This window comes from Rahnella sp. P4_A8, assembly GCF_056402435.1.
The window spans coordinates 25,601-50,806 of sequence record NZ_JBFUHK010000019.1; the positions used below are offsets into that span (position 1 = coordinate 25,601).

22 protein-coding genes are annotated in these 25,206 nt (G+C 54.5%); 9 read left to right on the top strand and 13 right to left on the bottom strand.

From position 1 onward, the window contains the following. Nucleotides 1-2: 2 nt before the first annotated feature. Nucleotides 3-350 carry a succinate dehydrogenase membrane anchor subunit gene (gene sdhD / locus AC1DUO_RS12205; RefSeq protein ID WP_013576442.1) on the bottom strand — a complete coding sequence of 116 codons (348 nt, stop codon included), beginning with the start codon at nucleotides 348-350 and terminating at the stop codon, nucleotides 3-5. Further along, complete coding sequence (gene sdhC / locus AC1DUO_RS12210; RefSeq protein WP_013576443.1) at nucleotides 344-733, bottom strand: succinate dehydrogenase cytochrome b556 subunit; 390 nt, start codon at nucleotides 731-733, stop codon at nucleotides 344-346. The genes sdhD and sdhC overlap by 7 nt, the downstream gene beginning before the upstream one ends. Before the next feature lie 827 nt (nucleotides 734-1,560). On the opposite strand from sdhC, the gene AC1DUO_RS12215 reads away from it, so the two are divergent. Then, nucleotides 1,561-2,844, top strand: coding sequence for a citrate synthase (locus tag AC1DUO_RS12215; RefSeq protein ID WP_013576444.1), 1,284 nt, complete (start codon nucleotides 1,561-1,563; stop codon nucleotides 2,842-2,844). A gap of 420 nt (nucleotides 2,845-3,264) precedes the next feature. Then, entirely contained in the window at nucleotides 3,265-6,033 is a 2,769-nt protein-coding gene (locus tag AC1DUO_RS12220; protein ID WP_240433001.1) for an autotransporter outer membrane beta-barrel domain-containing protein, read from the top strand. A gap of 51 nt (nucleotides 6,034-6,084) precedes the next feature. Here the strand turns inward: AC1DUO_RS12220 and nei are convergent, their stop codons facing one another. The 5 genes from nei to pxpB are packed head-to-tail and all read right to left on the bottom strand — an operon-like array spanning nucleotide 6,085 to nucleotide 9,872. Continuing rightward, nucleotides 6,085-6,879: an endonuclease VIII gene (nei, locus tag AC1DUO_RS12225; protein ID WP_112151668.1), complete on the bottom strand. Its 795-nt coding sequence runs from the start codon at nucleotides 6,877-6,879 to the stop codon at nucleotides 6,085-6,087. After that, nucleotides 6,879-7,529: a pyroglutamyl-peptidase I gene (gene pcp / locus AC1DUO_RS12230; RefSeq protein ID WP_013576447.1), complete on the bottom strand. Its 651-nt coding sequence runs from the start codon at nucleotides 7,527-7,529 to the stop codon at nucleotides 6,879-6,881. The genes nei and pcp overlap by 1 nt, the downstream gene beginning before the upstream one ends. A gap of 27 nt (nucleotides 7,530-7,556) precedes the next feature. Next, complete coding sequence (pxpA, locus tag AC1DUO_RS12235; protein WP_013576448.1) at nucleotides 7,557-8,294, bottom strand: 5-oxoprolinase subunit PxpA; 738 nt, start codon at nucleotides 8,292-8,294, stop codon at nucleotides 7,557-7,559. Further along, complete coding sequence (gene pxpC / locus AC1DUO_RS12240) at nucleotides 8,284-9,213, bottom strand: 5-oxoprolinase subunit PxpC (RefSeq protein ID WP_112151670.1); 930 nt, start codon at nucleotides 9,211-9,213, stop codon at nucleotides 8,284-8,286. Before pxpC ends, pxpA begins: the two co-directional genes overlap by 11 nt. Continuing rightward, the gene (pxpB, locus tag AC1DUO_RS12245; RefSeq protein WP_119261850.1) at nucleotides 9,207-9,872 is read right to left on the bottom strand and encodes a 5-oxoprolinase subunit PxpB; all 666 of its coding nucleotides are present in this window, start codon (nucleotides 9,870-9,872) and stop codon (nucleotides 9,207-9,209) included. Before pxpB ends, pxpC begins: the two co-directional genes overlap by 7 nt. Before the next feature lie 224 nt (nucleotides 9,873-10,096). On the opposite strand from pxpB, the gene AC1DUO_RS12250 reads away from it, so the two are divergent. After that, nucleotides 10,097-11,527: an MFS transporter gene (locus tag AC1DUO_RS12250; protein WP_013576451.1), complete on the top strand. Its 1,431-nt coding sequence runs from the start codon at nucleotides 10,097-10,099 to the stop codon at nucleotides 11,525-11,527. Here AC1DUO_RS12250 and AC1DUO_RS12255 read toward each other — a convergent pair. The 5 genes from AC1DUO_RS12255 to AC1DUO_RS12275 all read right to left on the bottom strand — a co-directional run bounded on the left by AC1DUO_RS12255 (nucleotide 11,524) and on the right by AC1DUO_RS12275 (nucleotide 16,104). Then, nucleotides 11,524-12,267: a type 2 GTP cyclohydrolase I gene (locus AC1DUO_RS12255; protein ID WP_013576452.1), complete on the bottom strand. Its 744-nt coding sequence runs from the start codon at nucleotides 12,265-12,267 to the stop codon at nucleotides 11,524-11,526. The two genes, AC1DUO_RS12250 and AC1DUO_RS12255, sit on opposite strands and share 4 nt — an antisense overlap. Nucleotides 12,268-12,293: 26 nt before the next feature. Continuing rightward, nucleotides 12,294-13,277, bottom strand: coding sequence for an MBL fold metallo-hydrolase (locus AC1DUO_RS12260; RefSeq protein WP_119261851.1), 984 nt, complete (start codon nucleotides 13,275-13,277; stop codon nucleotides 12,294-12,296). 33 nt (nucleotides 13,278-13,310) lie between these two features. Beyond that, on the bottom strand, nucleotides 13,311-14,741 hold the full coding sequence (gene phrB, locus AC1DUO_RS12265; protein ID WP_119261852.1) for a deoxyribodipyrimidine photo-lyase: 1,431 nt from the start codon (nucleotides 14,739-14,741) through the stop codon (nucleotides 13,311-13,313). 21 nt (nucleotides 14,742-14,762) lie between these two features. Continuing rightward, entirely contained in the window at nucleotides 14,763-15,716 is a 954-nt protein-coding gene (locus tag AC1DUO_RS12270; RefSeq protein WP_119261853.1) for a YbgA family protein, read from the bottom strand. 181 nt (nucleotides 15,717-15,897) lie between these two features. Beyond that, complete coding sequence (locus AC1DUO_RS12275) at nucleotides 15,898-16,104, bottom strand: YbfA family protein (RefSeq protein ID WP_013576456.1); 207 nt, start codon at nucleotides 16,102-16,104, stop codon at nucleotides 15,898-15,900. A gap of 409 nt (nucleotides 16,105-16,513) precedes the next feature. Between AC1DUO_RS12275 and AC1DUO_RS12280 the strand changes: the two genes are divergently transcribed. Genes AC1DUO_RS12280 through kdpE form a run of 6 tightly spaced genes read left to right on the top strand, consistent with a single transcriptional unit; the run spans nucleotide 16,514 to nucleotide 24,415 of the window. Beyond that, nucleotides 16,514-16,603 carry a K(+)-transporting ATPase subunit F gene (locus AC1DUO_RS12280; RefSeq protein WP_071823630.1) on the top strand — a complete coding sequence of 30 codons (90 nt, stop codon included), beginning with the start codon at nucleotides 16,514-16,516 and terminating at the stop codon, nucleotides 16,601-16,603. After that, the gene (kdpA, locus tag AC1DUO_RS12285) at nucleotides 16,604-18,292 is read left to right on the top strand and encodes a potassium-transporting ATPase subunit KdpA (RefSeq protein ID WP_013576457.1); all 1,689 of its coding nucleotides are present in this window, start codon (nucleotides 16,604-16,606) and stop codon (nucleotides 18,290-18,292) included. A gap of 43 nt (nucleotides 18,293-18,335) precedes the next feature. Then, a complete protein-coding gene (gene kdpB / locus AC1DUO_RS12290; protein WP_013576458.1) occupies nucleotides 18,336-20,402 on the top strand; it encodes a potassium-transporting ATPase subunit KdpB in 2,067 nt (688 codons plus the stop codon). A gap of 33 nt (nucleotides 20,403-20,435) precedes the next feature. Then, a complete protein-coding gene (gene kdpC / locus AC1DUO_RS12295) occupies nucleotides 20,436-21,014 on the top strand; it encodes a potassium-transporting ATPase subunit KdpC (protein ID WP_173362110.1) in 579 nt (192 codons plus the stop codon). A gap of 18 nt (nucleotides 21,015-21,032) precedes the next feature. After that, nucleotides 21,033-23,729 (top strand): two-component system sensor histidine kinase KdpD, encoded by a 2,697-nt coding sequence (gene kdpD / locus AC1DUO_RS12300; protein ID WP_037037073.1) that lies wholly within the window; start codon nucleotides 21,033-21,035, stop codon nucleotides 23,727-23,729. Then, nucleotides 23,726-24,415 carry a two-component system response regulator KdpE gene (gene kdpE, locus AC1DUO_RS12305; RefSeq protein ID WP_013576461.1) on the top strand — a complete coding sequence of 230 codons (690 nt, stop codon included), beginning with the start codon at nucleotides 23,726-23,728 and terminating at the stop codon, nucleotides 24,413-24,415. The genes kdpD and kdpE overlap by 4 nt, the downstream gene beginning before the upstream one ends. Here kdpE and AC1DUO_RS12310 read toward each other — a convergent pair. Next, complete coding sequence (locus AC1DUO_RS12310; RefSeq protein WP_013576462.1) at nucleotides 24,405-25,121, bottom strand: PadR family transcriptional regulator; 717 nt, start codon at nucleotides 25,119-25,121, stop codon at nucleotides 24,405-24,407. The two genes, kdpE and AC1DUO_RS12310, sit on opposite strands and share 11 nt — an antisense overlap. Nucleotides 25,122-25,206: the final 85 nt, after the last annotated feature.

Below are 25,206 nucleotides of genomic sequence, written 5' to 3' on the forward strand. Positions count from 1 at the left end.
TACTACGCTCCCCAAACAACAATTGTTCCGTAAAGTAGGTAAACCACTAACACCACGACGATAGCCAGTTGCAGCATCAGCCGGACAGCCAGCGGTTTCACATAGTCCGTTAACACCTGCCACATGCCGATCCACGCGTGTATCAGAATTGAGAGCAGCGCCAGCAGTGTGAATACTTTGGTGATGGAGGAAGAGAAGAAGCCATGCCAGACATCAAATGTCAGTTCCTGAGCCAGAACCACGAAGCCCAGAATATAGAGGATATACAGGGTGAGGATAATTGCGGAAGCACGCAGTAACAGCCAGTCGTGCACACCATTACGCCCTAACGCAGAAACGTTGCTTACCATACGAGAACTCCAGCCAGAATTGACAGCACGACGGTCAGCCCGATTGCCACCTGGGCAGAACGGGTACCGGCAGCCAAACTCTCTTCGATATAGCCAAAATCCATCAGCAAATGGCGTACGCCACCGCAAACGTGATAGGCCAGCGCAGTGAGTATTCCCCAAAAGATGAATTTGACGAAGAAGCTATTCATGATGGCGGCAGCATGCGCAAACCCTTCAGGAGAAGAGAGAGACAGGCCTAACAGCCAGAGGAGGATACCGACGGCGACGAAGGTAATTACGCCAGAGACTCGGTGTAAGATGGACGCTATCGCAGTAACAGGAAACCGGATCGTTTGCAGATCCAGATTGACAGGTCTTTGTTTTTTCACGGTTTTGCCCACACAGCTCTTATTATTTTTCCTCCGGTCCGGAGCAGTATGTCAGACAGCACCCTTTCCTTCGTTCTTGTCGTTGTGGATGCGTTGACTTACCGCCTCCCCACAGAACCAATAACGTTGGAAAGCTGAGCTAAAAGCCCAACATTTCACGCGCTCAAACAACGACATCCGATGTGCTTAAACGGCGCAGAAATGTGTTTTCCTTTAAGTCCATTTTCATAAAATCTGAGACAAAAAAGAGAGTGCTGGGTGCTCCTACTTCGGATTGCCCGGAGACCTTGTAGGAGTATAGGTTGATCACATTCCTATTACAATTGCCCTACAAATGCTTTATTCACATTTCTCCGAAACAGTGAGTTAGCTCCCATTTTTCACAAAAGACACGAAATAAATTATCCAGTTTGACATTTGATCAACATTTCCATTACAAATGAACTATCCCTATAGGACTGTGATTCTGCGCACATACCGGCTTCGCCCTCACGCACCAAAATGGTGAAAGTTTCTGAAGAATCAGTGGATCACACAATCGCAATGCAGGGTCTTCCCTGACGGCCCAAGTTATGCAAAAGTGGTGATTGTGTAAATCCTCATACTCTTCACAGGTACTGAGCGACAGAACAGTAATGATTTACCGAATCGTTAACAACGATGAAACGCCGCTTGTTTGTCACAGAGCAGTCTGAGACTGCACTTCGACTCAGCTCTACGTTCCCTTCCCATTCGATCGCAGAGCTAAGGCTGACAATAATAATGACCTTACAAGGCGTCGCTTCCAGGCATTTCTGTTGTTACTGATTTTTAAAAATAAGGCGCTAAGGAGACTGTAAATGGCTGATAAGAAAGCGACACTTACCCTACAAGGTCACGACCCGATTGAACTAAACGTGCTGTCCGGCACACTGGGCCAGGATGAAGTGGATATCCGCACCCTCGGTTCTAAAGGTCTTTTCACTTATGACCCCGGTTTCACCTCTACTGCATCCTGCGAGTCCAAAATCACCTATATCGACGGTGACGAAGGCGTTCTGCTGCACCGTGGTTTCCCGATTGACCAGCTGGCACAGGAGTCCACTTTCCTTGAAGTGAGCTATCTGCTGCTGAACGGCGAAGTGCCGACTCAGAAACAGTACGATGAATTCAAAACCAATGTCACCCGCCACACCATGGTGCATGAGCAAATCACCCGTCTGTTCCACGGCTTCCGTCGCGACTCTCACCCGATGGCTGTGCTGTGTGGCGTCACCGGCGCACTGGCCGCCTTTTATCACGACTCCATCGACGTAGAAAACGAACGTCACCGTGAAATCGCGGCTTACCGTCTGCTGTCTAAAATGCCGACCGTCGCTGCCATGTGTTACAAATATTCTATCGGCCAGCCGTTTGTATATCCGCGCAACGACCTGTCCTATGCAGGTAACTTCCTGCACATGATGTTCGCCACCCCATGTGAAGAATACAAAGTGAATCCAATTCTGGAACGCGCGATGGATCGTATTCTGATCCTGCACGCTGACCATGAGCAAAACGCCTCCACGTCCACCGTGCGTACCGCCGGTTCTTCTGGCGCTAACCCGTTCGCCTGTATTGCTGCCGGTATCGCGTCCTTGTGGGGACCGGCTCACGGCGGCGCGAACGAAGCTGCACTGAAAATGCTGGAAGAAATCAGCAGCGTTGATCACATCCCTGAATTTGTGAAACGTGCAAAAGACAAGAATGATTCTTTCCGCCTGATGGGCTTTGGTCACCGTGTTTACAAAAACTACGACCCGCGCGCAACCGTGATGCGTGAAACCTGTCATGAAGTGCTGAAAGAGTTGGATCTGAAAGACAACCTGCTGGAAGTAGCGATGGAGCTTGAACATATCGCACTGAACGACCCGTACTTCATCGAGAAGAAACTGTACCCGAACGTCGATTTCTACTCCGGCATCATCCTGAAAGCCATGGGTATTCCCTCTTCCATGTTCACCGTGATCTTCGCGATGGCGCGTACTGTTGGCTGGATTGCTCACTGGAGCGAAATGCATCAGGAAGGTATCAAAATTGCCCGTCCTCGCCAGCTTTATACCGGCTATGACAAACGCGATTTCCATTCTCAGCTGAAAAAATAATTCCCTCCTGTCCTAATATACAAGGCCGATGAATAATTCATTGGCCTTTTTATTTATTCAACCCAAAGAGACCTTAATTATATATTAAGCATAAATTAACCATTCAATATATCAGTACCAATATTTGACGCTTATCCTTCCGTGATATACCATCCCCCGAAATTCATCTGACAATAAACTCATAGTCATCAACAATATGATTCATTGCAATCCGCCAATTAAAAAAGCGTATTAATGAAACATGTAAGATAAACACGCCATTATTAAAACAAAGGACATTTTGACATGGAAGAATATCGGGAACACCCGCGTTCATTTAAAAAAACATTATTATCGAGCGCCATCTTTAGTCTTTTATTACCGTCTTCTATTGCACTTGCAACAACCACATTTTCAACGGGCATAACCCCTGATGATGCCTTGAGTTTCGCTACGACGGGGGCGGGCGATCACGCTTACACCATCACCGGCGCGGGTACAGAAGTTATTGTTGATGGTGAAATCACTATTCCCGGAATACCTTCGCCAGTGCCCGTTCAATCCGTAGTTTCCACGACCGGCAGCGAAGCTTATGCATTCAATATTATTAGCGGAGGTAAGTTAATCCTTAATTATGCTGATGTCAGCACAACAGATTCCAGCAAAACATTTAACATTATTACTGGCGCATCAGCCGAAATTAATAATACCGACATCCGTACGGGTAAAGATGACAGCAGTGTTATTTATGTCTCAGATGTCGGTTCAACATTAACAGGTAATGATATACGTATCACCAGTGATGCCGCTCAGGCACAGGGAATTAATATCCAGTCGGGTGCATCGGTGAACCTGAGTAATGTAAACATAGAATTAACTAACGCAAAACATGCGCTCACCGTTTCTGACGCCTCATTGAGCATTGAAAATCTCACGGTTAAACAAAACTCTGCAGGTTCCCAAAATGTCATTTATGCGTCAGGTTCCAGCGATGCCAAAAGAACTACCGTTGACATAATAAACGGCAACGTCGAAATGACCGGCACTGACGATATCATGGTGAATAGCAACGCCTATAGCGATGTGACGTTGACAGGCGGGACCTACACCACGACAGGCAATAATAACATCGGTTTTTTTGCCAGTCAGGGCGCAACGCTAACGGCCAAAAATATAGTGCTCAAGACCGAAGGTACCCGTTCAGCCGCTGCTGTAGCCACAGGCTCCGGGGCTATGGCACTTGATACCGCTGAGATCACCACAACCGGTACGGGAAGTAATCTGCTGGTTGCGATGAATGATTCTACCCTTGATGCCAATGCGGTTACGGGGATTTCTACCGGCGAAGGGGCTTCCGCTGTCCGTTCCTACGCCAACAGCCAGATGACCATCAGCAACAGCGAGTTATCGGCCTCCGGTGCATTCGCAAATGGCATCTATACGCAGGGTTTTGATGCAGATCATCAGGCTATCGTGACGCTGGATAACAGCCTTGTCAGCAGCGCCACCAGTGAGGGAATACTGGCTGCAGGTGCCAATACCCGGATTAACGTGAACAACCGGTCAACCGTGCAAAGCGGAAACGGTATTCTGCTGAGAGCCGGAAGTTTCACAGATACTGATACGGGCGTTACCGCGCAAAGTCAGGTGAATTTATCTGCCAGTAATTCTTATATGGAAGGCGACATCATTGCCGATACCGGCAGTGTTGTGGATGTCTATCTTAACAGCGGCTCTGAATGGCAAGGCATCACCGCCAGTACCAACAGCATTAATATCGACGATTCCAGCCGGTGGACGCTGACCGGTGATTCCACGATTTCGCAGATGAACTCCGGTGGCACCACGTTCTTCACACATAACGGTAATGAATACTCTGAACTTACCGTGAACAGCAATATGACCGGCGACGGCACATACCGTATCAATACCTATCTGGATGACAGCAACTCGCCGACAGACAAGATCCACGTAACGGGCGACATTACCGGTCAAAATACCTTGTTTGTCACCAGCACAGGCGGCAACGGTAACTATACACAGGGCAACGGGATTGAAGTGGTTACCGTGGATGGAACCAATACACAGGGAACCAATGCCTTCACGCTGGGAAATTCTGTCTCAGCGGGTGCGTTCAACTACGGGCTGCGTAAAGGTGATATCACCACCGGTGAGGGTGAAAACTGGTATCTGAGCACCTGCGCTAATTATGATTGTTCAACGCCGATCCCTGCGCCTGCGCCTGACGCCAATCCTGATGTGAACCCAACTCCGACGCCATCCGACGACATCCAGCCGTGGCGTGAGGAAGTGCCGGGATATATCGCGGCACCGGCGCTGAATATGCAGTATGGCTTTGATGCGATTGGCACTTATCACCAACGTACCGGTGGTGATGTCCTGCATAAAGACGGCGCATGGGGTCGGATTGTCGGTACTCACACCGAGAATGACGCAGGCCGTTACAGCTATGATACCGATACCTGGTATGCGCAGTTGGGTATGGATCTGATGTGGGATAAAAACGAAGAAAACACCGAACGCAGTGCCGGTATTCTCGTGACACTCGGACGTCAGAATACCGACGCGGAAGACAGCCTTCGCAGCAATAACCCGATATATTCCGTACAAGCAGGCAGTGTAGACAGCGACATCTACAGCCTCGGCGGTTACTACACGCTAAAAGCGCAGGATGGCGGCTACATTGACGCGGTGGGTATAGGCAGCTGGTATAAAAACAGCTATGACAGCACGCATGATGCCGATCAGGACGGTTATGGCGTCGCGTTATCAGTAGAAGCCGGCAAACCCTTTACACTGCATGAAAATCTGAAAATTGAACCTCAGGCGCAGGTGATTTATCAGTATCTGAATCTGGAAGATTTCAACGATGGCATCAGCAATGTCTCCGGCGTATCAACCAGTAATGCGCAGGCACGCGGCGGTGTGCGGTTGTTCATGGATAATCCAACCTGGACGCCTTATCTGACGCTGGATGCCGTCACGACTATTGGCGATGAACCCGAAGTACAATTCGCGACTCAACGGCTTAAAGCGGAATTCAGCGACAACTGGTGGCAGACTGGCGCAGGGCTGGCGGGCAAACTCAGTGAAAACACCACAATTTATACAGACGTCCGCTACCAGAAAGGATTTGATTCAGATCTGGAAGGTTACAGCGGTAATCTGGGTATCAAAGTGAATTTCTGATTCTGAAAACACTGAGCAAGGGCACTCCGGTGCCCTTTTCTTTTTTATCTTTCAGACCTGGCACACCGGACACCAGAAGAATGGTCGCGATGACACACTGGTTTTCATGATCGGATCGCCGCAACGTTCACATGGCTGGCCTGTGCGGCCAAATACCTTAAAACGGAACAGCGCGCCGTGATGCACATTTTCATCCATCGTACCTCGCGTGGCGTACGACAACCGCGCAACAGACAAACAGGCATCGGCCAGCGCATCCCGTTCCGTGTCATTCAGCTCTTTCGGTTTATGATCCGGCAGCAGTTTCGCCAGCCAGAGAATTTCCGCCCGCAGATAATTCCCCAACCCGGCCAGAAAAGCCTGATCCAGCAACATTCCGCCTAACTGCCGGTTGCAGAATTTAGGTGAAAGTAACCGTTCACGTACCTGTGCGACCGTCAACGTCTCATCCAGCACGTCGGGGCCGATACGTTGCAGGAACGGATGCTTTTCGATTTCCGCCGTATCGTAAATACTGATTTCGGACGCGCTGTAGAGCAAAATCGCCGCTTCGGTGGTTTCCAGCTTTACCCGCAGCGAGCGTTTGGTTTCTTTCTCCACTTCACCGGCATTGACCACCCGCCAGACGCCGTAAAGCTGATTGTGGCTGTACAACGTCAGTCCGTTGGAAAAGTGCGTCAGCAGGGCTTTCCCCCGCGTTTCAATCGACGTGATTCTGGTTCCACGCAGCGCTGACTGATAAGGTTTCAGGGCCGGAAACGCAAACCAGACATCCGTCAGAGGCTTATTCACTACCGCCGTAGCCAGCACATCGGCCGCACGGCGAATTTCAGGACCTTCAGGCATCAGTGAGTCGCACCCCCGGCAATTTTCAAATCTTGTTCCGTGTGCAGCGCGATGGCGATCGTCAGCTCAAGGGCGTTCAGAACAGTATGTACTGACATACTTGGCGCCCCCGGATGATGCGCGGCCTGTTCAGGCAGATAAGGAATATGGATAAAACCGCCCTTCACCACCTTACAGGCAGGCTGCGCCAGACGATGCATCAGGCCGTACATCACGTGGTTACAGACATAGGTACCGGCGGTTTGCGACACCGATGCCGGGATTCCCGACTCGCGCAATCCGTTGACAATTGTCTTGATCGGCAGAGTGGAAAAATACGCCGCCGGGCCGTCGCTGACAATCACCTCATCCACCGGCTGATTGCCGTCGTTATCGGCAATACGCGCGTCATCGACGTTGATCGCCACGCGTTCGATGCTGAAATCATTGCGGCCACCGGCCTGTCCGACGCAGATCACCATTTCCGGCAGCACTTCATCGATCGCCGCATTCAGCGCATCAATGGCTTTGCCGAACACGCACGGCAACTGACGAACCACAATCTGCGCGCCCGACAATTCCAGGTCGCCCAGTTGCTTTACTACTTCCCATGATGGATTAACGCGCTCGCCGCCAAAAGGCTCAAAACCGGTGACTAAAACTTTACGCATAGAGGTACTCCTCAGATTCTGCAAAAATCAGCCTGCGCTGATCTGAATATCCTGTTCAGCAAACGCGTGCCTCAACCGGCGGGCAAACGTCAGCGCGTGCTCACCATCACCATGCAGACAGACAGTTTCCGCATTAACGGGCACCCAGACACCTTCGCGGCTGAGCACTTTTTGTTGCTGTATCATCGACAATGTCTGATCCAACGCCAGTTCGTCGCTTTCGATCATCGCATCCGGCTGAGTGCGCGGCACCAGTGATCCGTTGTTCTGATAACGCCGGTCAGCGAACACTTCCTGACGGGTTTGCAGGCCAAGGCGTTCGCCAGCACGAATTAATTCGCTGCCCGCCAGCCCGACCAGACGCAATGCCGGATCCACCGCATGTACCGCTCGGGCGATGGCATCCGCCAGCACGGCGTCGGTTGCTGCCTGGTTGTACAACATGCCGTGCGGCTTTACATGCACCATGTGTCCGCCTTCCGCACGGGTGATGGCAGCCAGCGCACCCAGCTGATACACCACCTGCGCATACACGGTTTCGGCAGGGAGTTGCATGGCGGTGCGGCCAAAATTTTCCCGATCAGGGAAACTCGGGTGCGCGCCAATCGCCACACCGTATTTCAGCGCCCGGCGCACGGATTGCTGCATGGTCTGCGCGTCACCGGCATGAAATCCGCAGGCGATATTGGCTGAACTGACGAGCTGCAACAGCGCCTCGTCATTCCCACAGCCTTCGCCTAAATCGGCGTTAAGATCAACAACCATGCAGCCCCCGTTTAATCTGTTCGATAAAGAGTGATTGCTCACGTAAGGCCTTCTGCGCGTCTTCCGGTGTGCATTTGACGAAATGAATCGGTTCGCCCAGGCGGATTTGCGCCAGATTATACAAATCCGCCTCAATAACACAGGCAATACGCGGATAGCCGCCAGTGGTCTGAGCATCGGCCATCAGAACAATCGGCTGGCCACCATGTGGCACCTGCACCACGCCCGGCAATAAGCCGTGCGACAGCATTTCACGGTCAGTTTCGCGTTTCAGGGTATGCCCGTGCAGACGGTATCCCATACGGTTACTTTGCGGGCTGAGCTGCCAGGCGGCGCGCCAGAATTCATCGCGCGACTTCTCGCTGAATTCCTGATACTCCGGCCCCGGCAATGCACGAATGCGGTTGCCAAACAGCAGTTGTTTAATGCCACCGGTTTTTTGCGGTTGCCGGAACGAATCACCGATGGGCAACATATCGCCATCCTGCAACGGACGCCCGTGGAAACCGCCGAATTTGGCTTTCAGATCGGTACTGCGTGATCCCATAACTTCCGGCACATCGATGCCGCCGGAAACTGCCAGATAGCTGCGCATGCCGCGGGTGGGCATTTTCAGAGTCAGCACCTGCCCCGGTTTCACTTCGTAACACCAGCCGGTCCACACCTCTTTACCATCAAGTTGTGCGTGACAACCGGCGCCGGTCAGCGCGATCCAGCCTTCGCGGTGAAACCCGGCACTGAACTGACCGAGGGTAATTTCCAGCGCAGCCGCATTTTCGTCATTGCCAACCAGCAGATTGGCAGACCGCAGCGCCGGGGCATCCAGCGCGCCGGACTGACTGACGCCCTGCTGGCGGTAACCATTGCGGCCTAAATCCTGCACCGTGGACAACATCCCGGCGCGTAAAACCTTCAGCATACGCCCTCCTTCTGTGGCACAAAACGCACGCTGTCGCCCGGCAGCAATAATGTCGGCTCTTCCCGCAGCGGATCAAACATCGCGATGAGCGACTGGCCGATCAGTTGCCAGCCCCCCGGGGTCTCAAGAGGATAAATACCTGTCTGACTGCCACCAATGCCAACCGAACCCGCAGGCACTGACAGGCGCGGTTCGCCGTGACGTGGCGTGGCAAGTGTCGCAGGCATGCCGCCCAGATAAGGGAAACCTGGCTGGAAACCGAGAAAATAGACGATGTAATCAGCACCTGCATGACATTCGACGACCTGCCGCGGCGTCATGCCGGTATGACGCGCCACGTTGTCCAAATCCGGCCCCTGCGCCTTCCCGTAAATCACCGGAATTTCGATCAGCCGCGATTCAGGCTCGATGGCTTCGCTTTCTTCCCACCAGTTTTGCAGACGCTCAATGGCATCCAGCGCCGAACTTTGCGCCTCGGAGAGTAATACCGTCAGATTATTCATGCCGGGAATGACTTCACGCACGCCCGGATACGCGGCGCGATCCTGTAAACGTTGCGTCAGCCCCCAGATCCGTTGCTGGCTTACCAGTGATACCGGGGGTTCAAGTTCCAGCACTACCGCGCGTTCGCCCAGCAGGTAACATCGTGCTCGTTGCACTCAGGCACTCCTTAAAGAAGGGTTGTGGATCATTGGGTTATTCATCGAATCAATAGCGTGAGATTTGTTATCAGTTATGCGTGAAACAGAGTGCTGATGTCAACTCATCTGCCTCTTCGCGCAGGTGACGGAGGTTTCGCCCGCCGCCCGCAACTGCTACTCTCAGAAACGTTGCTGTTTTTTAGCGTTTGGATAACGCCTTCGTTACACAATAGGGATGGCCTGTGAGAAAACCATTAGCACTCTTTTTTCCGCTCTACACCACGACATTACTGATGTTACTGGGTTCCGGCCTGCTGACGACTTACATTTCCCTGCGTCTTTCCGCGATTCATGTCAGCGGCGCGATGATCGGGGCGATCATCGCAGCCAACTACATCGGGCTGGTGATCGGCGGCAAAGTCGGCCATATCCTGATCGCCCGCGTCGGCCATATTCGTGCCTACGTTTCCTGCTCCGGCATTATCACCGCCGCCGTGCTGGGCCATGGCCTGACTGACATCATCCCGGTCTGGGTGGTGCTGCGCCTGATCATCGGCTTATGCATGATGGTGCAATATATGGTGCTGGAAAGCTGGCTCAACGATCAGGCCGAAGCCAGTCAGCGCGGCGTGGTATTCGGCTTTTATATGGTGGCGTCTTATCTCGGGATGGCGCTTGGTCAGGTCGTACTGATGCTCAACAGCGATTTAGGCGTCAGTACGCTTATCGTTATTGCCTTGTGTTTTGCCCTGTGCCTGGTGCCGATTGCGCTGACTACACGCACCAACGTCGGCCATATGTCGCCAGCGCCGATGGAACTGAAATTCTTTATTGGTGCTATCCCCAAAGTGCTGGCTATCACGTTGCTGATTGGCATGGTTGTCGGTTCGTTCTACGGGCTGGCGCCGATTTACACCAGCCAGCAATCGCTGAGCACACAACAAACCGGTCTGTTTATGGCGCTGGCGATTTTCGCCGGGCTGCTGGCACAGTTCCCGCTCAGCTGGCTTTCCGACCGCTATAACCGCAACATGCTGATGCGCATAAACGCCATCCTGCTGGCCGTTACTGCCCTGCCACTGGCGTTGTTCAGCCACATCTCATTCCCGCTGTTGCTCGCCATTGGTTTTGTCGTCAGCCTGATGCAGTTCACCTTGTACCCGCTGATCGTCGCACTCGCCAATGACATGATCGAACCGGAGCGTCGCGTCTCGCTTTCAGCCTGTCTGCTGATGGCTTTTGGCGTCGGCGCCTGTATCGGCCCGCTGGCGGTCGGCGCGCTGATCGAACCGCTGGGTGGCAATATCCTGTATGCGTTTTTTGCCCTGTGCGGTGCCGGGATTGTGGCACTGAGCCGGACGTCGAAAAAGGAAGAAGAAACACAGATGGCGGTCGATGCACCGGTTCCGCACATCGCCATGCCGGACAGCCTGAGCAGTTCCCCGCTCTCGCCTGCGCTAAACCCGGCGTTTGACGAACAGATGATTCAGGAAACCATGCCCGCACCGGAAAACGTGGTGGAACCGCAGGTTGAGGAAAGCGAAGCCGCAGAGGAAGAAGAAAGCAAGTATCCACCGCAGGGCGCAGACCCCGAAGTGGATACCGGATTACAGCGGGCGTTCACCCTGCTGGAAGACAACGTTTCTGAAGAGACGGTCGAAAAGAAAAATTAGGCAGGATTGTCGATGTCGATGAACATGACGTCTAACCCGTGTTCCGCTGCCAGCCATTCGCCCAGCGCTTTCACGCCATAACGTTCGGTGGCGTGATGGCCTGCGGCAAAGAAATGCAGGCCCATTTCACGGGCAATATGAATGGTTTGTTCAGACACTTCGCCGCTGATAAAGGCATCGACGCCAAATTCTGCGGCTTTCTGAATGTAGCCCTGACCGCCACCGGAACACCATGCCACGCGACGGATTTCGGCAGGTGCATTCTGTGAACTGTGCAGCACGTTGCGATCCAGCGTCACTTCAATGCGCTGGCGGAATGCTTCACCGGTCAGTGGTTTTTCCAGCTCGCCCCACGGCAACAGCAGGGCAATTTCCCCCTGCACGTCGATACCGAACAGTTTCGCCAGTTGCGCGTTATTCCCCAGCTCCGGATGGCCGTCCAGCGGCAGATGGTAGGCGTACATATTGGTATCCGTTGCCAGCAACGTCTTAAGACGGTTACGCTTCATGCCGCGGATTTCAGCCGGTTCGTCTTTCCAGAAATAACCGTGATGCACCAGAACCGCATCAGCTTCGACAGCAATCGCGGCATCCAGCAGATCCTGCGACGCCGTCACGCCGGTCACCACGCGCTGCACTTCACGACGCCCTTCAACCTGCAATCCGTTCGGTGCGTAATCTTTGTAATTGCTGATATCCAGTTTCTGATTAATCAGCTTTTCAAGCTGGAGATTATTCATGGCGTTTCTCGTTATTAATGGATGGTCTACTTGATCTCTAATTTATCACCCTGCGCCATCCTGACAAAATTCACGCCCAGATTATTCCCTTTTTCCAGCTGCGCCATGATCGCCTGTTCAGGATCTGCCCCGGCTTTCAGGCTGGGCTTAACGTGGCTGATAATCACCGTCAGGCCTTTCAGCGAACCTTCGCCACCGGCGTATTGTTGCAGCGTTCCCAGCTCTTTCAGCAGCCAGTCCGGCGTCAGATGCCCAAACAGTTTGCTGTCGGGTACGCCATCGGGATACGACGTTTCGATAATCAGCCCTTTCAGCCGTTGTGCTTTCACTTCATCGCCCAGCACGCGCCACACGGTATCGAGATTTTTTGATTTCTCGACTTCATCCGGGCCGGTGTCGCCGAAGAAGGCAAAAGACTGATTATTGCGGCTGACCAGGATCATGCTGGATGGCGTACCGCCGTGACTCAGAGGATAAATAATGCCGTCCAGACCGGTCAGCCCGAGAGAAAATCTCTGTGCCGGACGCTGCTGGTTGAGGCGATAGGTGCCGATACGTAAACCACTGCCGGAGTCGGTAAAGTTCGGCCAGACGCGACCATTGAAATAATGCTGACGCAGCGTGCCAATGGTATCGGCCATGCCGTAAATCGGTTTTTTGCTGTCTTCCGGCGAGCTGATAATCAACCCTGCAAGATGGTCGAGATGACCGTGACTGATAAAGTATCCGCCAATCAGGTTACGGAAAACCGCGCCCTGCGGGGTCAGCGGTGCGGCATTTTCGGCGGTAACCTGCGGAAAACTGCCTTTCTCCAGCGCCTTGCGGATGCCCGGTAAAACAGAACCGGCATCCAGTCCGAGATAGAGTTTTTGATCATCACTTCGGATCAGATAGGAGGTGAGGTTACCTTCTTCGACGCCGCCGTTCACGCCGAGCGCCACAACATCAAATCCCGCATTGGCCTGGCCCGCCCAGCATGCCAGCATCATCGCCAGCAGGTATTTTTTCATCACATCGCTCCTTGTCGTGGTGAGAGAGTAAAGTCAGTCTGACCGGTTTTTTGCCGCCTCAAACGCCGCGAGCGTGTCTTTTCTCGCCTGCGCGTGATCAATAACCGGCAGCGGGTAGTCTAGCACGCGATGATGTTTTTCCGCCCAGCGATGCGGTTGATGAATGTCTCTTTCCGGCACATCCGCGAGTTCAGGCACCCAGGCTTTGATAAAGCTTCCGGCTTTATCAAAACGTTCGCCCTGTGTCGTCGGATTGAAAATACGAAAATACGGCGCGGCGTCAGTCCCCGTCGAGGCACCCCACTGCCAGCCGCCGTTGTTGGCCGCCAGATCACCATCCAGAAGTTGCGACATGAAATAGCGTTCGCCTTCACGCCAGTTGATCAGTAAATCCTTCACCAGAAAACTGGCGACAATCATACGCAGACGGTTATGCATCCAGCCCGTCGCATTCAGCTGACGCATAGCCGCATCTACAATCGGATAACCGGTTTTCCCGTCTTTCCACGCCTGCAAATCATCGGGCGCATGACGCCAGCGCACGTTGTCAGTCCATGCAACGAACGGCTGATGTTTGCAAAGTTTCGGCCAGGCGACGATCAGATGGCGGTAAAACTCGCGCCACACCAGCTCATTCAGCCAGCCGAACGCGCCGCCGTCGGTTTTCTCCAGCACGTCCGGGCATTCGGCGCGCAGACGGTTCAGACACTGGCGCGGCGAAAGCACGCCAATGGCCAGATACGGCGAAAGCGAACTGGTGCCGTCGACCGCCGGTAAATCACGTTGTTCGAGGTAATCCTGCACCTGTTCACGACAAAAACTGCGCAGCCGGTTACGCGCGGCTTCCTCGCCAATCGCAAAATGATCGCCGATATCCGCCAGCGGATAATCGAACGGCATCAGCCGGTGTGTCACCACTTTTTCAGCATTTTCTCGCGCCTGTGGCGCAGGCAGCGAACGGCTGTCAGATTCGGTCAGGCGGGATAAAAACGCGCGGCGAAAAGGCGTATAAACCTTGTACATTTCATTATTGCCGGTCATTACCGAACCCGGCGGCAGCAGCAGACTGTCGTCAAAAGCGTGGCAGATGACCGATTCACTGACCGCGTTCTCCAGCGCCGCATCACGCTGACGCTCGTTGAACTCATACTGTTTATTGTAAAACAGCGCATCCACTTTTTCGGTTTTGCAGAAATCTTTCAGCCACGCCACGCTGTCGGCAAAATCATCACACTGGTGGTAATGCAGACCGATGCCACGCTCAGCCAGCGCATGCTGTAACGCCTGAAGATGTTGATAAATAAACATCGCCTGCCGCGGTGCCATTTCATGTTGTTTCCACTGTTCGGGCGTGGCAACAAATACGGCAATAACACGCGCCTGCGGGTCTTCACAGGCGGCATGCAACGCGCGATTGTCGGTTATCCGCAGGTCATTACGGAACCAGACTAAATGCGTGGTCATATTTTCCCTTTTATATCCGTATTAATGTCCGTATCGAAGTTTTAAAGCTTCCGGATAAGGCTCGAAATAACGCTGGTCAGCCAGATAGGCATCCGGGTATTCCGACATGTAATGTTTGAGCAAGGTGATCGGCGCCAGCAATGGCTGCATGCCCTGGCGATAGCGGTCGATCAGGCCCGCAAGTTCCTGACGCTGCGGCGAACTCAGCTGTTTGCGGAAATACCCCTGCACATGCATCAGCACGTTGGTGTGATTGCGGCGCGTGGCTTTGTGGATCAACAGGTTCATCAGCCGTAACCGGTATTCAGTGAAGTAGTCCTCAAGGGAATCCCACTCTGCCATCGCAGCCACAAAGCGCCCCAGCTCACGATATTCCGGCTGAGAATGGGCCAGCAAAATGAGTTTATAACGGCTGTGAAATGCCATCAGTTTGCCGCGCGTCAGGCCACTTTCGCGAAGCTGGTTCAGTTCAAACAGCGCAAAAACGCGCTCAACAAAATTCTCCCGCAGCACCGGATCGTTTAACCGGCCATCTTCTTCCACCGGCAACCACGGATGCTGTTTCATCAGCTCGGCGGTATACATCCCGATACCGGCTTTTTTGGCATCTTTACCGTTAGCGCTGTACACCCGCACCCGCTCCATCCCGCAGCTCGGGGATTTTGCACAGACGATATAACCGCAAAGGCCGGTCAGCGGCGCCACGCGTTTTTCGGCGTAACTCTGCATCTTTTCGGTGACGTCGATGCTCTCGTCATTGCTGAAACGCATCACGATACTGTCATCCATTTTCACCAGACGCAGCGCCGGACGCGGCGTCGGTAAGCCTATCGCCATTTCCGGGCAGATCGGCTCGAACCGCACATAAGGCGCCAGTTGCTCTACGGCAAACGCCAGACGTTTATGCCCGCCATCAAAGCGGACATTTTCACCCAGCAGGCATGCACTGATACCAATCGGAATTGTTTTCGTCATTGTCGGCGCCTTGTGTCCCAGAAAGGAAAGTAAGAGGTGGCATTGATTCATCACCCTTATGTATAACTTTAGCACAAGTTATACATAAAAATAATATTGTACAGGTTTATCGACAGGCAATAAAAAACCCCGCGGGGAACGGGGTTTCTGGCGCCTCCCCTTCGCAGGGGAGAGAGCTAAATCAGTAAAAGTCTTGGGTCGCCATCTCGGCATGACTCAGCCATACCGGCTTATCGCTGGTTTTCATCCAGACGCGGTGTAAATAGCTGTAAAAACGGGCGCGGTCAGCGCGGAACAGCATAACCGGCAGGGCCAGAACACCGGCAGCGATAACAAAAGCGCGGCGGGCCAGTATGCGGGTCATTGTGTATGGCGTGTAATCATTCATCGCGTTGCTCCTGTGCAATTTGGAAAGTTTTCGGAAACTGTAAGTTGTGAAAAATATACTGCAATTGATGAAATTTTACTACTCATCTGACCACTTTAAAGTGTAAATTTTCGCCAATTTTGGCCTGTTGCTGTAATTGAGTTACAAAATGGTTAAATAAATACGTAACCCAGGTTAACCACCAATTCCTAAGTCATTGGAGTAACAGCAAGGCAGCAGGCGAAAGCATCCCGATGAGCGGACTCAGGTCAGTGATTCGGGTTAGTGAGCGCAGGTAACGCCGCTGTGGCTTTAAGGACGAAGGAATTTTTATACTTTTTTTACACGCAGGAACGCTTTCTTTTCAGGATCTTTTCCCGCCTTTCCTTATTCTCGCCACAACATAAAAACACACCTGTGGAGGTGGATTGTGAGTGTTGGCGTAATCTGCGGCGCATTACTGGTTCTTCTGCTGCTCGGCTATCTGGTTTATGCCCTGCTGAATGCGGAGGATTTTTAAATGGCTGCAACCGGATTCTTACTGATTGCCAGTTTTATGCTGGTGCTTTTGCTGCTGGCAAAACCACTGGGTAACTTTATTGCTCAACTGATTGAAGGACAGCCCGGCGCATTTATTCAGCGCATAGAAAACGGTGTTTTACGCACGTCTGGCAGCAGCAATGCTGAAATGAACTGGTGGCAGTATGCACTGGCGATCATGGTATTTAACATTCTGGGCATTATCGTGCTGATGGCGCTGCTGATGGCGCAAGGCGTATTGCCGATGAACCCGCAGCATTTCGGCGGATTGTCATGGGATCTGGCCTTTAATACCGCAGTGAGTTTCGTGACCAACACCAACTGGCAGGCTTACAGCGGCGAAAGCACGCTGAGCTATCTCAGCCAGATGGTCGGGCTGACTGTGCAAAACTTCCTCTCCGCAGCGACCGGTATCGCCGTGGCGTTTGCCCTGATCCGCGCCTTTGCACGCCCTTCAGCACACACCATCGGCAATGCCTGGACGGATTTATGGCGCATCACACTGTATCTGCTGCTGCCGGTGGCTTTCCTGCTGGCACTGTTTTTCGTCAGTCAGGGTGTACTGCAAAACTTCGAAGCGTACCAGCACATCACCACACTGGAAGGCCTGCAACAGACCTTACCTATGGGGCCGGTGGCTTCGCAGGAAGCGATCAAAATGCTCGGCACCAACGGTGGTGGCTTCTTTGGTGCTAACTCTGCCCATCCGTTTGAGAACCCGACCGCACTGACCAACATGGTGCAGATGCTGGCGATCTTCATTATCCCTTGTGCCTTGTGCTTCGCTTTTGGCCGCGTGGTCGGCGATAACCGTCAGGGGCACGCGCTGGTCTGGGCGATGTCGGTGATTTTCGTGGTGTCGGTCGTGGTAGTGATGTACGCCGAGCTTAAAGGCAATCCGCACTTCATAGCACTTGGTGCCAGCAGCAATTTTAATATGGAAGGTAAGGAAAGCCGCTTCGGCATTCTGGCCTCCAGCCTGTACGCCGTCGTCACTACGGCGGCCTCGTGCGGTGCGGTCAACGCCATGCACGATTCCTTTACGGCACTCGGCGGTATGGTGCCGATGTGGCTGATGCAGATTGGCGAAGTGGTGTTCGGCGGCGTGGGTTCCGGTCTGTACGGCATGCTGCTGTTTGTACTGCTGACGGTGTTTATCGCCGGGCTGATGATTGGCCGTACACCGGAATATCTCGGTAAGAAAATAGACGTTTACGATATGAAGATGACCGCGCTGGCAATCCTGGTGACACCGACGCTGGTGCTGCTCGGCACGGCACTGGCGCTGGTCACCGACGCCGGTCGCGCAGGCATTTTAAACCCCGGCGCGCACGGATTCAGTGAAGTGCTGTATGCGGTGTCTTCCGCCGCCAATAACAACGGCAGTGCGTTTGCCGGGCTGAGCGTCAATACGCCGTTCTACAACCTGTTGCTGGCAGCCTGTATGTTCTTCGGCCGCTTCGGCGTCATCATTCCGGTGCTGGCGATTGCCGGTTCTCTGGTGATGAAAAAACGCCAGCAGGCAGGCAACGGCACGTTGCCGACGTCCGGCCCGCTGTTCATCGGTCTGCTGGTCGGTACCGTGTTGTTAGTCGGTGCACTGACCTTTATTCCGGCGCTGGCGCTGGGACCGGTGGCAGAACATTTGCAGGTCTGGTCAGCACAGTAATGCTGCGTAACTCGTTGAACTGATGAATATAGAGACTAAAAAGATGAGTCGTAAACAACGTGCGTTATTTGAACCCCGTCTGATCCGCACTGCCCTGCTGGATTCGGTGAAAAAACTGGATCCCCGTGTTCAGTGGCGCAATCCGGTGATGTTCGTGGTGTATCTGGGCAGCATTCTGACCACACTGATCTGGCTGGCAATTCTGCTGCACCGGACCGACGGCAGCGCGGCTTTTACCGGCAGCGTGTCGCTGTGGCTGTGGTTTACCGTGCTGTTCGCCAACTTCGCCGAAGCACTGGCGGAAGGCCGCAGCAAGGCGCAGGCGCAGAGCCTGAAAGGCGTGCAGAAAACCAGTTGGGCGAAAAAAATCTACGAACCACGCCCTGAATCGCCGGTGATTAAAGTCGCCGCCGATACCCTGCGCAAAGGCGATTACGTGCTGATCGAAGCAGGCGATACCGTGCCATGCGACGGTGAAGTGCTGATCGGCGGTGCGTCGGTGGATGAAAGCGCCATTACCGGTGAATCTGCGCCGGTGATCCGCGAATCCGGCGGCGACTTCTCCTCGGTCACCGGCGGGACGCGCGTCTTGTCAGACTGGCTGGTGGTCGAATGTTCGGCGAACCCAGGCGATACCTTCCTCGACCGTATGATTGCGATGGTCGAAGGTGCGAAACGCCGCAAAACGCCAAACGAAGTGGCGCTGACGATTTTGCTGGTGGCGCTGACGCTGGTGTTCGTGCTGGCTACCGCCACGCTGTATCCGTTCTCGCTGTTCAGTGTTGACGCCAGTCACGCTGGTATTCCGGTGACTGTCACCGTGCTAGTCGCCCTGCTGGTGTGTCTGATCCCGACCACCATCGGCGGTTTGCTGTCGGCGATTGGCGTGGCGGGTATGAGCCGCATGCTGGAAGCGAACGTCATCGCCACCAGCGGCCGTGCGGTGGAAGCCGCCGGTGACGTGGATGTGCTGCTGCTGGATAAAACCGGCACCATCACGCTCGGTAACCGCCAGGCATCGCAGTTCCTGCCCGCGCCGCAGGTGACGGAACAGGAACTGGCCGATGCCGCGCAGTTATCCTCTCTGGCTGATGAAACGCCGGAAGGCCGCAGTATTGTGGTGCTGGCGAAGCAGCGCTTTAACCTGCGTGAACGCGATATTCATTCGCTGAATGCAACCTTCGTGCCCTTCTCCGCGCAGACCCGCATGAGCGGCGTCAACGTCGGTGACCGCAGCATCCGTAAAGGGGCGGTTGACGCTATCCGTCGCCATGTGGAATCCAACGGCGGTACCTTCCCGAAAGCCGTCGAGGGGCTGGTGGAAACCGTGGCGCGTAAAGGCGGCACGCCGCTGGTGGTCGCTGAAGGCGCGAAAGTGCTGGGCGTGGTAGAGCTGAAAGATATTGTCAAAGGCGGTATCAAGGAACGCTTTGCCGAGCTGCGCAAAATGGGCATTAAAACGGTGATGATCACCGGGGATAACCGCCTGACCGCCGCCGCGATTGCCGCCGAAGCGGGCGTGGATGATTTTCTGGCGGAAGCCACACCGGAAGCCAAACTGGCATTGATTCGTCAGTATCAGTCAGAAGGTCGTCTGGTGGCGATGACCGGCGATGGTACCAACGATGCGCCGGCGCTGGCACAGGCCGATGTCGCGGTGGCGATGAACTCCGGGACGCAGGCAGCGAAGGAGGCCGGGAACATGGTCGATCTCGACTCCAACCCGACCAAGCTGATTGAAGTGGTGCATATCGGTAAACAAATGCTGATGACACGCGGCTCGCTGACCACCTTCAGTATTGCCAACGACGTGGCGAAGTATTTCGCCATTATCCCGGCGGCGTTCGCGGCAACCTATCCGCAACTCAATGCGCTGAACGTGATGCACCTGACGTCGCCGTCTTCGGCCATTATGTCGGCGGTCATTTTCAACGCCCTGGTGATTGTGTTCCTGATCCCGCTGGCGCTGAAAGGGGTGAGCTATAAAGCCATGAGTGCCGCCGCCCTGTTGCGCCGTAACCTGTGGATTTATGGTGCGGGCGGGCTGCTGGTGCCGTTTGTGGGTATCAAGCTGATAGACGTGATCCTGACCGTTTTACATCTGAGCTGATTTTTAAGGAAGACCATTATGTCCGTTACAAGAATGTCCTATGTGCGTCCGGCTCTGGTGATGACAGTTCTGCTGACGCTGGCGACCGGCGTCGTTTATCCACTGCTGACCACCGGCGTTTCAGAGCTGGTATTTCGCCCGCAGGCGATGGGTTCGCTGATTAAAGACAGCGGCAATAAAGTGATTGGCTCAGAACTGATCGGGCAGAATTTTACCCGCAATGATTACTTCTGGGGCCGTCCGTCCGTCACCTCCGATTCGCCGTATAACCCGATGGCGTCGGCAGGGAGTAATCTGGCGGCCAGTAACCCGGCGCTGGATCAGGCAGTGAAAGACCGCGTGGCAGCGCTGCGCAAAGCCAATCCGCAAAGCCCGGCAACGGTGCCGGTGGATCTGGTGACCAGCAGCGGCAGCGGACTGGATCCGCAGATTTCAGTGGAAGCGGCACAATGGCAGGCTCCGCGCATTGCTGCCGCACGCGGGCTGCCACTGGCGCAAGTGAATAAATTGATTGATGATAATACATCATCACCGCTGATTGGTTACCTTGGCCCCGACGTCGTTAATGTGCTCGGCCTGAATCAGGCGCTGGATGAACTGAAAACCCATTAACCAACCTCACAGGATGATATGACAGAAGATCGCCCCGATCCCGACAGCCTGCTGGCGCTCGCCAACGAGAAGCCACGCGGGCAACTGAAAGTCTTTTTCGGTGCCTGCGCGGGCGTCGGTAAAACTTTTGCCATGTTGCAGGAGGCGCAGCGCCTGCGCGCCACCGGCCTCGACGTGCTGGTTGGCGTGGTGGAAACCCACGGCAGGCAGGAAACACAGGCGCTGTTGCCGGGGCTTTCTCTGTTACCGCCGAAACGCATTCAACACCGCGGACGTCAGGTGCAGGAGTTTGACCTCGATGCTGCGCTGGCCCGCCGCCCTGCCCTGATCCTGATGGACGAACTGGCGCACAGTAATGCTGCCGGTTCGCGCCATCCGAAACGCTGGCAGGATGTCGAAGAGTTACTCGATGCCGGTATCGACGTATTTACCACCGTGAACGTTCAGCATCTGGAAAGCCTGAACGATGTGGTCAGCGGCGTCACCGGCATCATTATTCGTGAAACGGTTCCCGACCGTCTGTTTGATGGCGCCAGCGAAGTCGTGCTGGTGGATTTACCCCCCGACTCCCTGCGTCAGCGCCTGAAAGAAGGCAAAGTTTATATTCCCGGTCAGGCCGAACGCGCCATCGAACACTTCTTCCGCAAAGGCAATCTGATTGCCCTGCGCGAGCTGTCCCTGCGTCGTACCGCCGACCGGGTAGACGACCAGATGCGCGAATACCGCGATGATCAGGGCATCAGTCGTGTCTGGCATACCCGCGATGCGCTGTTGCTGTGTATCGGTCACGGTGGCGGCAATGAGAAATTAGTCCGCGTCGCCTCGCGCCTGGCAGCGCGCCTCGGTTGCGTCTGGCACGCGGTGTATGTCGAAACCCCGCGTCTGCACCGTTTACCTGAAGGTCAGCGTCGCGCCATTTTGCGTTCCCTGAAACTGGCGCAGGAACTGGGGGCAGAAACTGCCACGCTCTCCGATCCGCAGGAGGAACAGGCGATTTTGCGTTACGCCCGCGAACATCGTTTGGGCAAAATCATGACCGGCAGACGCCGTGAAAAGCGCTGGAAATTCAGCGCCAGTTTTGCTGATAAGCTGGCGGAAATCGCGCCCGACCTCGATTTAATCGTCGTCGGGCTGGAAGATGCACCGGTCACGCCCCTGCGCAAAGAGCAGGACTCGCGCACGTTTGCTGATCGCTTCAGTCGCCAGTTGTGGGGCTGTGCGCTGGCCGTGGCGCTGTGCGCGGTGATCACCGTGATGTCGCAATGGCTGGTGCCGACGTTCGATCAGGCCAATCTGGTGATGGTGTATCTGCTCGGCGTGGTGATTGTCGCGCTGTTTTATGGCCGCTGGCCGTCGGTGCTGGCGGCGGTGATTAACGTCATCAGCTTTGATCTGTTTTTCGTGCAACCCCGTGGCTCGCTGGCGGTGACTGACGCGCAATATCTGGTGACTTTCGGCGTGATGCTGACTGTCGGCATACTGATCGGGAACCTGACAGCAGGGGTGCGTTATCAGGCGCGTATCGCCCGTCACCGTGAAAAGCGTGCGCAGCATCTGTATGAAATGTCCAAAGGGCTGAGCCAGTCGCTGACGCCGGAAGCCATCGCGCAGACCAGCCGCCACTTTATTTCTTCCAGTCTGAATGCCAAAACCGCCATTTTGCTGCCGCAGGAGAACGGTGAACTGGCGCAGCCTGCGGGTGAAATCACCTCGATTGTGGTGGATGACGCTATCGCCCGCTGGAGTTTCGACAAAAAACTGCCAGCCGGTGCGGGCACGGATACCCTGCCTGGCGTGCCGTACCAGCTTCTGCCGCTGATTGCATCCGGCGAATCACGCGGCCTGCTGGCGGTCGAACCGCCGAATATCCGTCAGTTGTTAGTGCCTGAACAGCAGCGTCTGTTGCAGACCTTTACCGTGCTGATTGCCAATGCGCTTGAACGTCTGCATCTGGCTGCCCGCGCGGAAACGGCACGGCTGGAAACCGAACGCGAACAATTGCGCAACTCGCTGCTTTCAGCGCTTTCCCACGATTTACGTACCCCACTGACGGTGCTTTTCGGGCAGGCGGAAATCCTTACGCTGGATCTGGCGTCGGAGGGCTCGAAGCACGCACCGCAGGCCAGCCAGATCCGCCAGCAGGTGCTGAGCACCACGCGGCTGGTGAATAATCTGCTGGATATGGCGCGCATTCAGTCCGGCGGATTTAATTTGCGCAAAGAGTGGCAGTCAGTGGAAGAAATCACCGGCAGCGCATTGCGGATGCTCGAACCCGTACTGGCGCACGACAACATCGAAATTGATTTGCCGAAGGAAATGGTGTTGGTTAACTGCGATGCCAGCCTGATTGAACGGGTGCTGATCAATTTGCTGGAAAATGCCCATAAATATGCCGGAACCGGTGCGACAATTGGCATTAAAGCCACGCCGCTGGATGAATGGCTGGAGATGGAAGTCTGGGATAACGGCCCTGGTATTCCGGCTGGCGCCGAGCACACCATTTTCGAAAAATTCGCCCGCGGTAATAAAGAATCCGCCATTCCGGGTGTGGGGTTGGGATTAGCGATTTGTCGTGCCATTATTGAGGTGCACGACGGACGGATCTGGGCGGAAAATGGCCCGAACGGCGGTGCGCGTTTTCGTTTCAGGCTGCCGCTCGAGGCATCGCCGGAGATGGAAAGTGACATGGAATCAGACATCGACGAGGTATCGTGAGCGCATCCCCGATAAATATTTTAATTGTTGAAGACGAAAAAGAGATCCGCCGCTTTGTGCGTACGGCACTGGAGGCGGAAGGCCTGCGGGTGTTTGAAAGTGAAACGCTGCAACGCGGGCTGATTGAGGCCGGCACGCGTAAACCGGATCTGGTTATTCTCGACCTCGGTTTACCAGACGGTGACGGCCTGACCTATATTCGTGATTTGCGCCACTGGAGCGCCATCCCGATTATTGTGCTGTCGGCACGCACCCGTGAGGAAGACAAAATTGCCGCGCTGGATGCCGGTGCCGATGATTTTCTCACCAAGCCGTTTGGCGTGGGTGAACTGCTGGCGCGGGTTCGTGTGGCCCTGCGCCGCCATACGGGCAGCGCGCAGGAAAGCCCGCTGGTGACGTTTTCTGATGTGACGGTAGATTTGATCAACCGGCGCGTACAGCGTAACGGTGATGATTGTCATCTGACGCCGATTGAGTTTCGTCTGCTGGCCGAACTGCTGGCGAACAGCGGCAAAGTCATTACTCAGCGTCAGTTACTGAGCCACGTGTGGGGCCCGAATTACGTCGAACACAGCCATTATCTGCGCATCTACATGGGGCATTTGCGCCAGAAACTGGAAGCCGACGCCACCCGGCCACGTCATTTACTGACCGAAACCGGCGTGGGCTATCGCTTTATGCCTTAGGTTCGTCAGTCTGCGGTTTGGTTTCGGCAAATTCGGCTTCCAGACTTTCTGCAGCCTGCTGCAAAATCGCACTCACCCGCACCACCTGTTCCGGCGTTAAATCCGCACGCATCATGTTACCGCGCAGTGCATGCCTCAGGCGGTGCATCGACTCATGAATGCCCTCTGCCAGGTTGTTTTCACGCGGACGCTGCGCGCCAGCCAGACGGGCAAAAATCACATCAACCACCGCCTGATGTTGCGCCAGTTCCACTTTACCGGCTTCGGTGATCTGATAACTTTTCCGGCCATTACCGGTGGCGACAGGCTCGAGGAAATCCTGCTCTTCCAGCAGCGTCAGCGTCGGATAAATCACGCCAGGGCTTGGTACGTAAAGACCTGACGATGCCTCTTCAATCGCTTTGATCAACTCATAACCATGGCTCGGTTTTTTCGCCACCAGCGCCAGCAGGACGCGGCGTAAATCACCGTGTTCGAACAGACGATGTACACCGCGCTCGCCACGACCACCCCGACGACCATCGCCACGCCCGCGATGTTCACGCCCTTCCTCACCCCTGTCTTCCCCACGATGACGACCATCACGGCGTAACATGTGACGCTCACTGTGATCACTGCGTTCTGATTCATGACGGCAATGGCCGCGATGCCCTTCTTCCCGGCTACCGTGACCGCGATGGCGGCCTTCAAACATTTTGCTAAACATAATTTATGTCCCATTTAGATATATCGAATCATTTCGATATATCTAAACTAGATCGGTTTTCAGAAACTGGCAAGCCGAAAAATGC

What these genes read in the sequence shown, in the direction of transcription:
- phrB (WP_119261852.1), bottom strand. Translation starts at nt 14,741, where the DNA reads ATGACCACGCATTTAGTCTGGTTCCGTAATGACCTGCGGATAACCGAC.
- AC1DUO_RS12215 (WP_013576444.1), top strand. Translation starts at nt 1,561, where the DNA reads ATGGCTGATAAGAAAGCGACACTTACCCTACAAGGTCACGACCCGATT.
- AC1DUO_RS12270 (WP_119261853.1), bottom strand. Translation starts at nt 15,716, where the DNA reads ATGACGAAAACAATTCCGATTGGTATCAGTGCATGCCTGCTGGGTGAA.
- pcp (WP_013576447.1), bottom strand. Translation starts at nt 7,529, where the DNA reads ATGCGTAAAGTTTTAGTCACCGGTTTTGAGCCTTTTGGCGGCGAGCGC.
- AC1DUO_RS12275 (WP_013576456.1), bottom strand. Translation starts at nt 16,104, where the DNA reads ATGAATGATTACACGCCATACACAATGACCCGCATACTGGCCCGCCGC.
- sdhD (WP_013576442.1), bottom strand. Translation starts at nt 350, where the DNA reads ATGGTAAGCAACGTTTCTGCGTTAGGGCGTAATGGTGTGCACGACTGG.
- AC1DUO_RS12260 (WP_119261851.1), bottom strand. Translation starts at nt 13,277, where the DNA reads ATGAAAAAATACCTGCTGGCGATGATGCTGGCATGCTGGGCGGGCCAG.
- kdpC (WP_173362110.1), top strand. Translation starts at nt 20,436, where the DNA reads ATGTCCTATGTGCGTCCGGCTCTGGTGATGACAGTTCTGCTGACGCTG.
- pxpC (WP_112151670.1), bottom strand. Translation starts at nt 9,213, where the DNA reads ATGCTGAAGGTTTTACGCGCCGGGATGTTGTCCACGGTGCAGGATTTA.
- pxpA (WP_013576448.1), bottom strand. Translation starts at nt 8,294, where the DNA reads ATGGTTGTTGATCTTAACGCCGATTTAGGCGAAGGCTGTGGGAATGAC.
- kdpA (WP_013576457.1), top strand. Translation starts at nt 16,604, where the DNA reads ATGGCTGCAACCGGATTCTTACTGATTGCCAGTTTTATGCTGGTGCTT.
- AC1DUO_RS12310 (WP_013576462.1), bottom strand. Translation starts at nt 25,121, where the DNA reads ATGTTTAGCAAAATGTTTGAAGGCCGCCATCGCGGTCACGGTAGCCGG.
- AC1DUO_RS12255 (WP_013576452.1), bottom strand. Translation starts at nt 12,267, where the DNA reads ATGAATAATCTCCAGCTTGAAAAGCTGATTAATCAGAAACTGGATATC.
- kdpD (WP_037037073.1), top strand. Translation starts at nt 21,033, where the DNA reads ATGACAGAAGATCGCCCCGATCCCGACAGCCTGCTGGCGCTCGCCAAC.
- kdpB (WP_013576458.1), top strand. Translation starts at nt 18,336, where the DNA reads ATGAGTCGTAAACAACGTGCGTTATTTGAACCCCGTCTGATCCGCACT.
- nei (WP_112151668.1), bottom strand. Translation starts at nt 6,879, where the DNA reads ATGCCTGAAGGTCCTGAAATTCGCCGTGCGGCCGATGTGCTGGCTACG.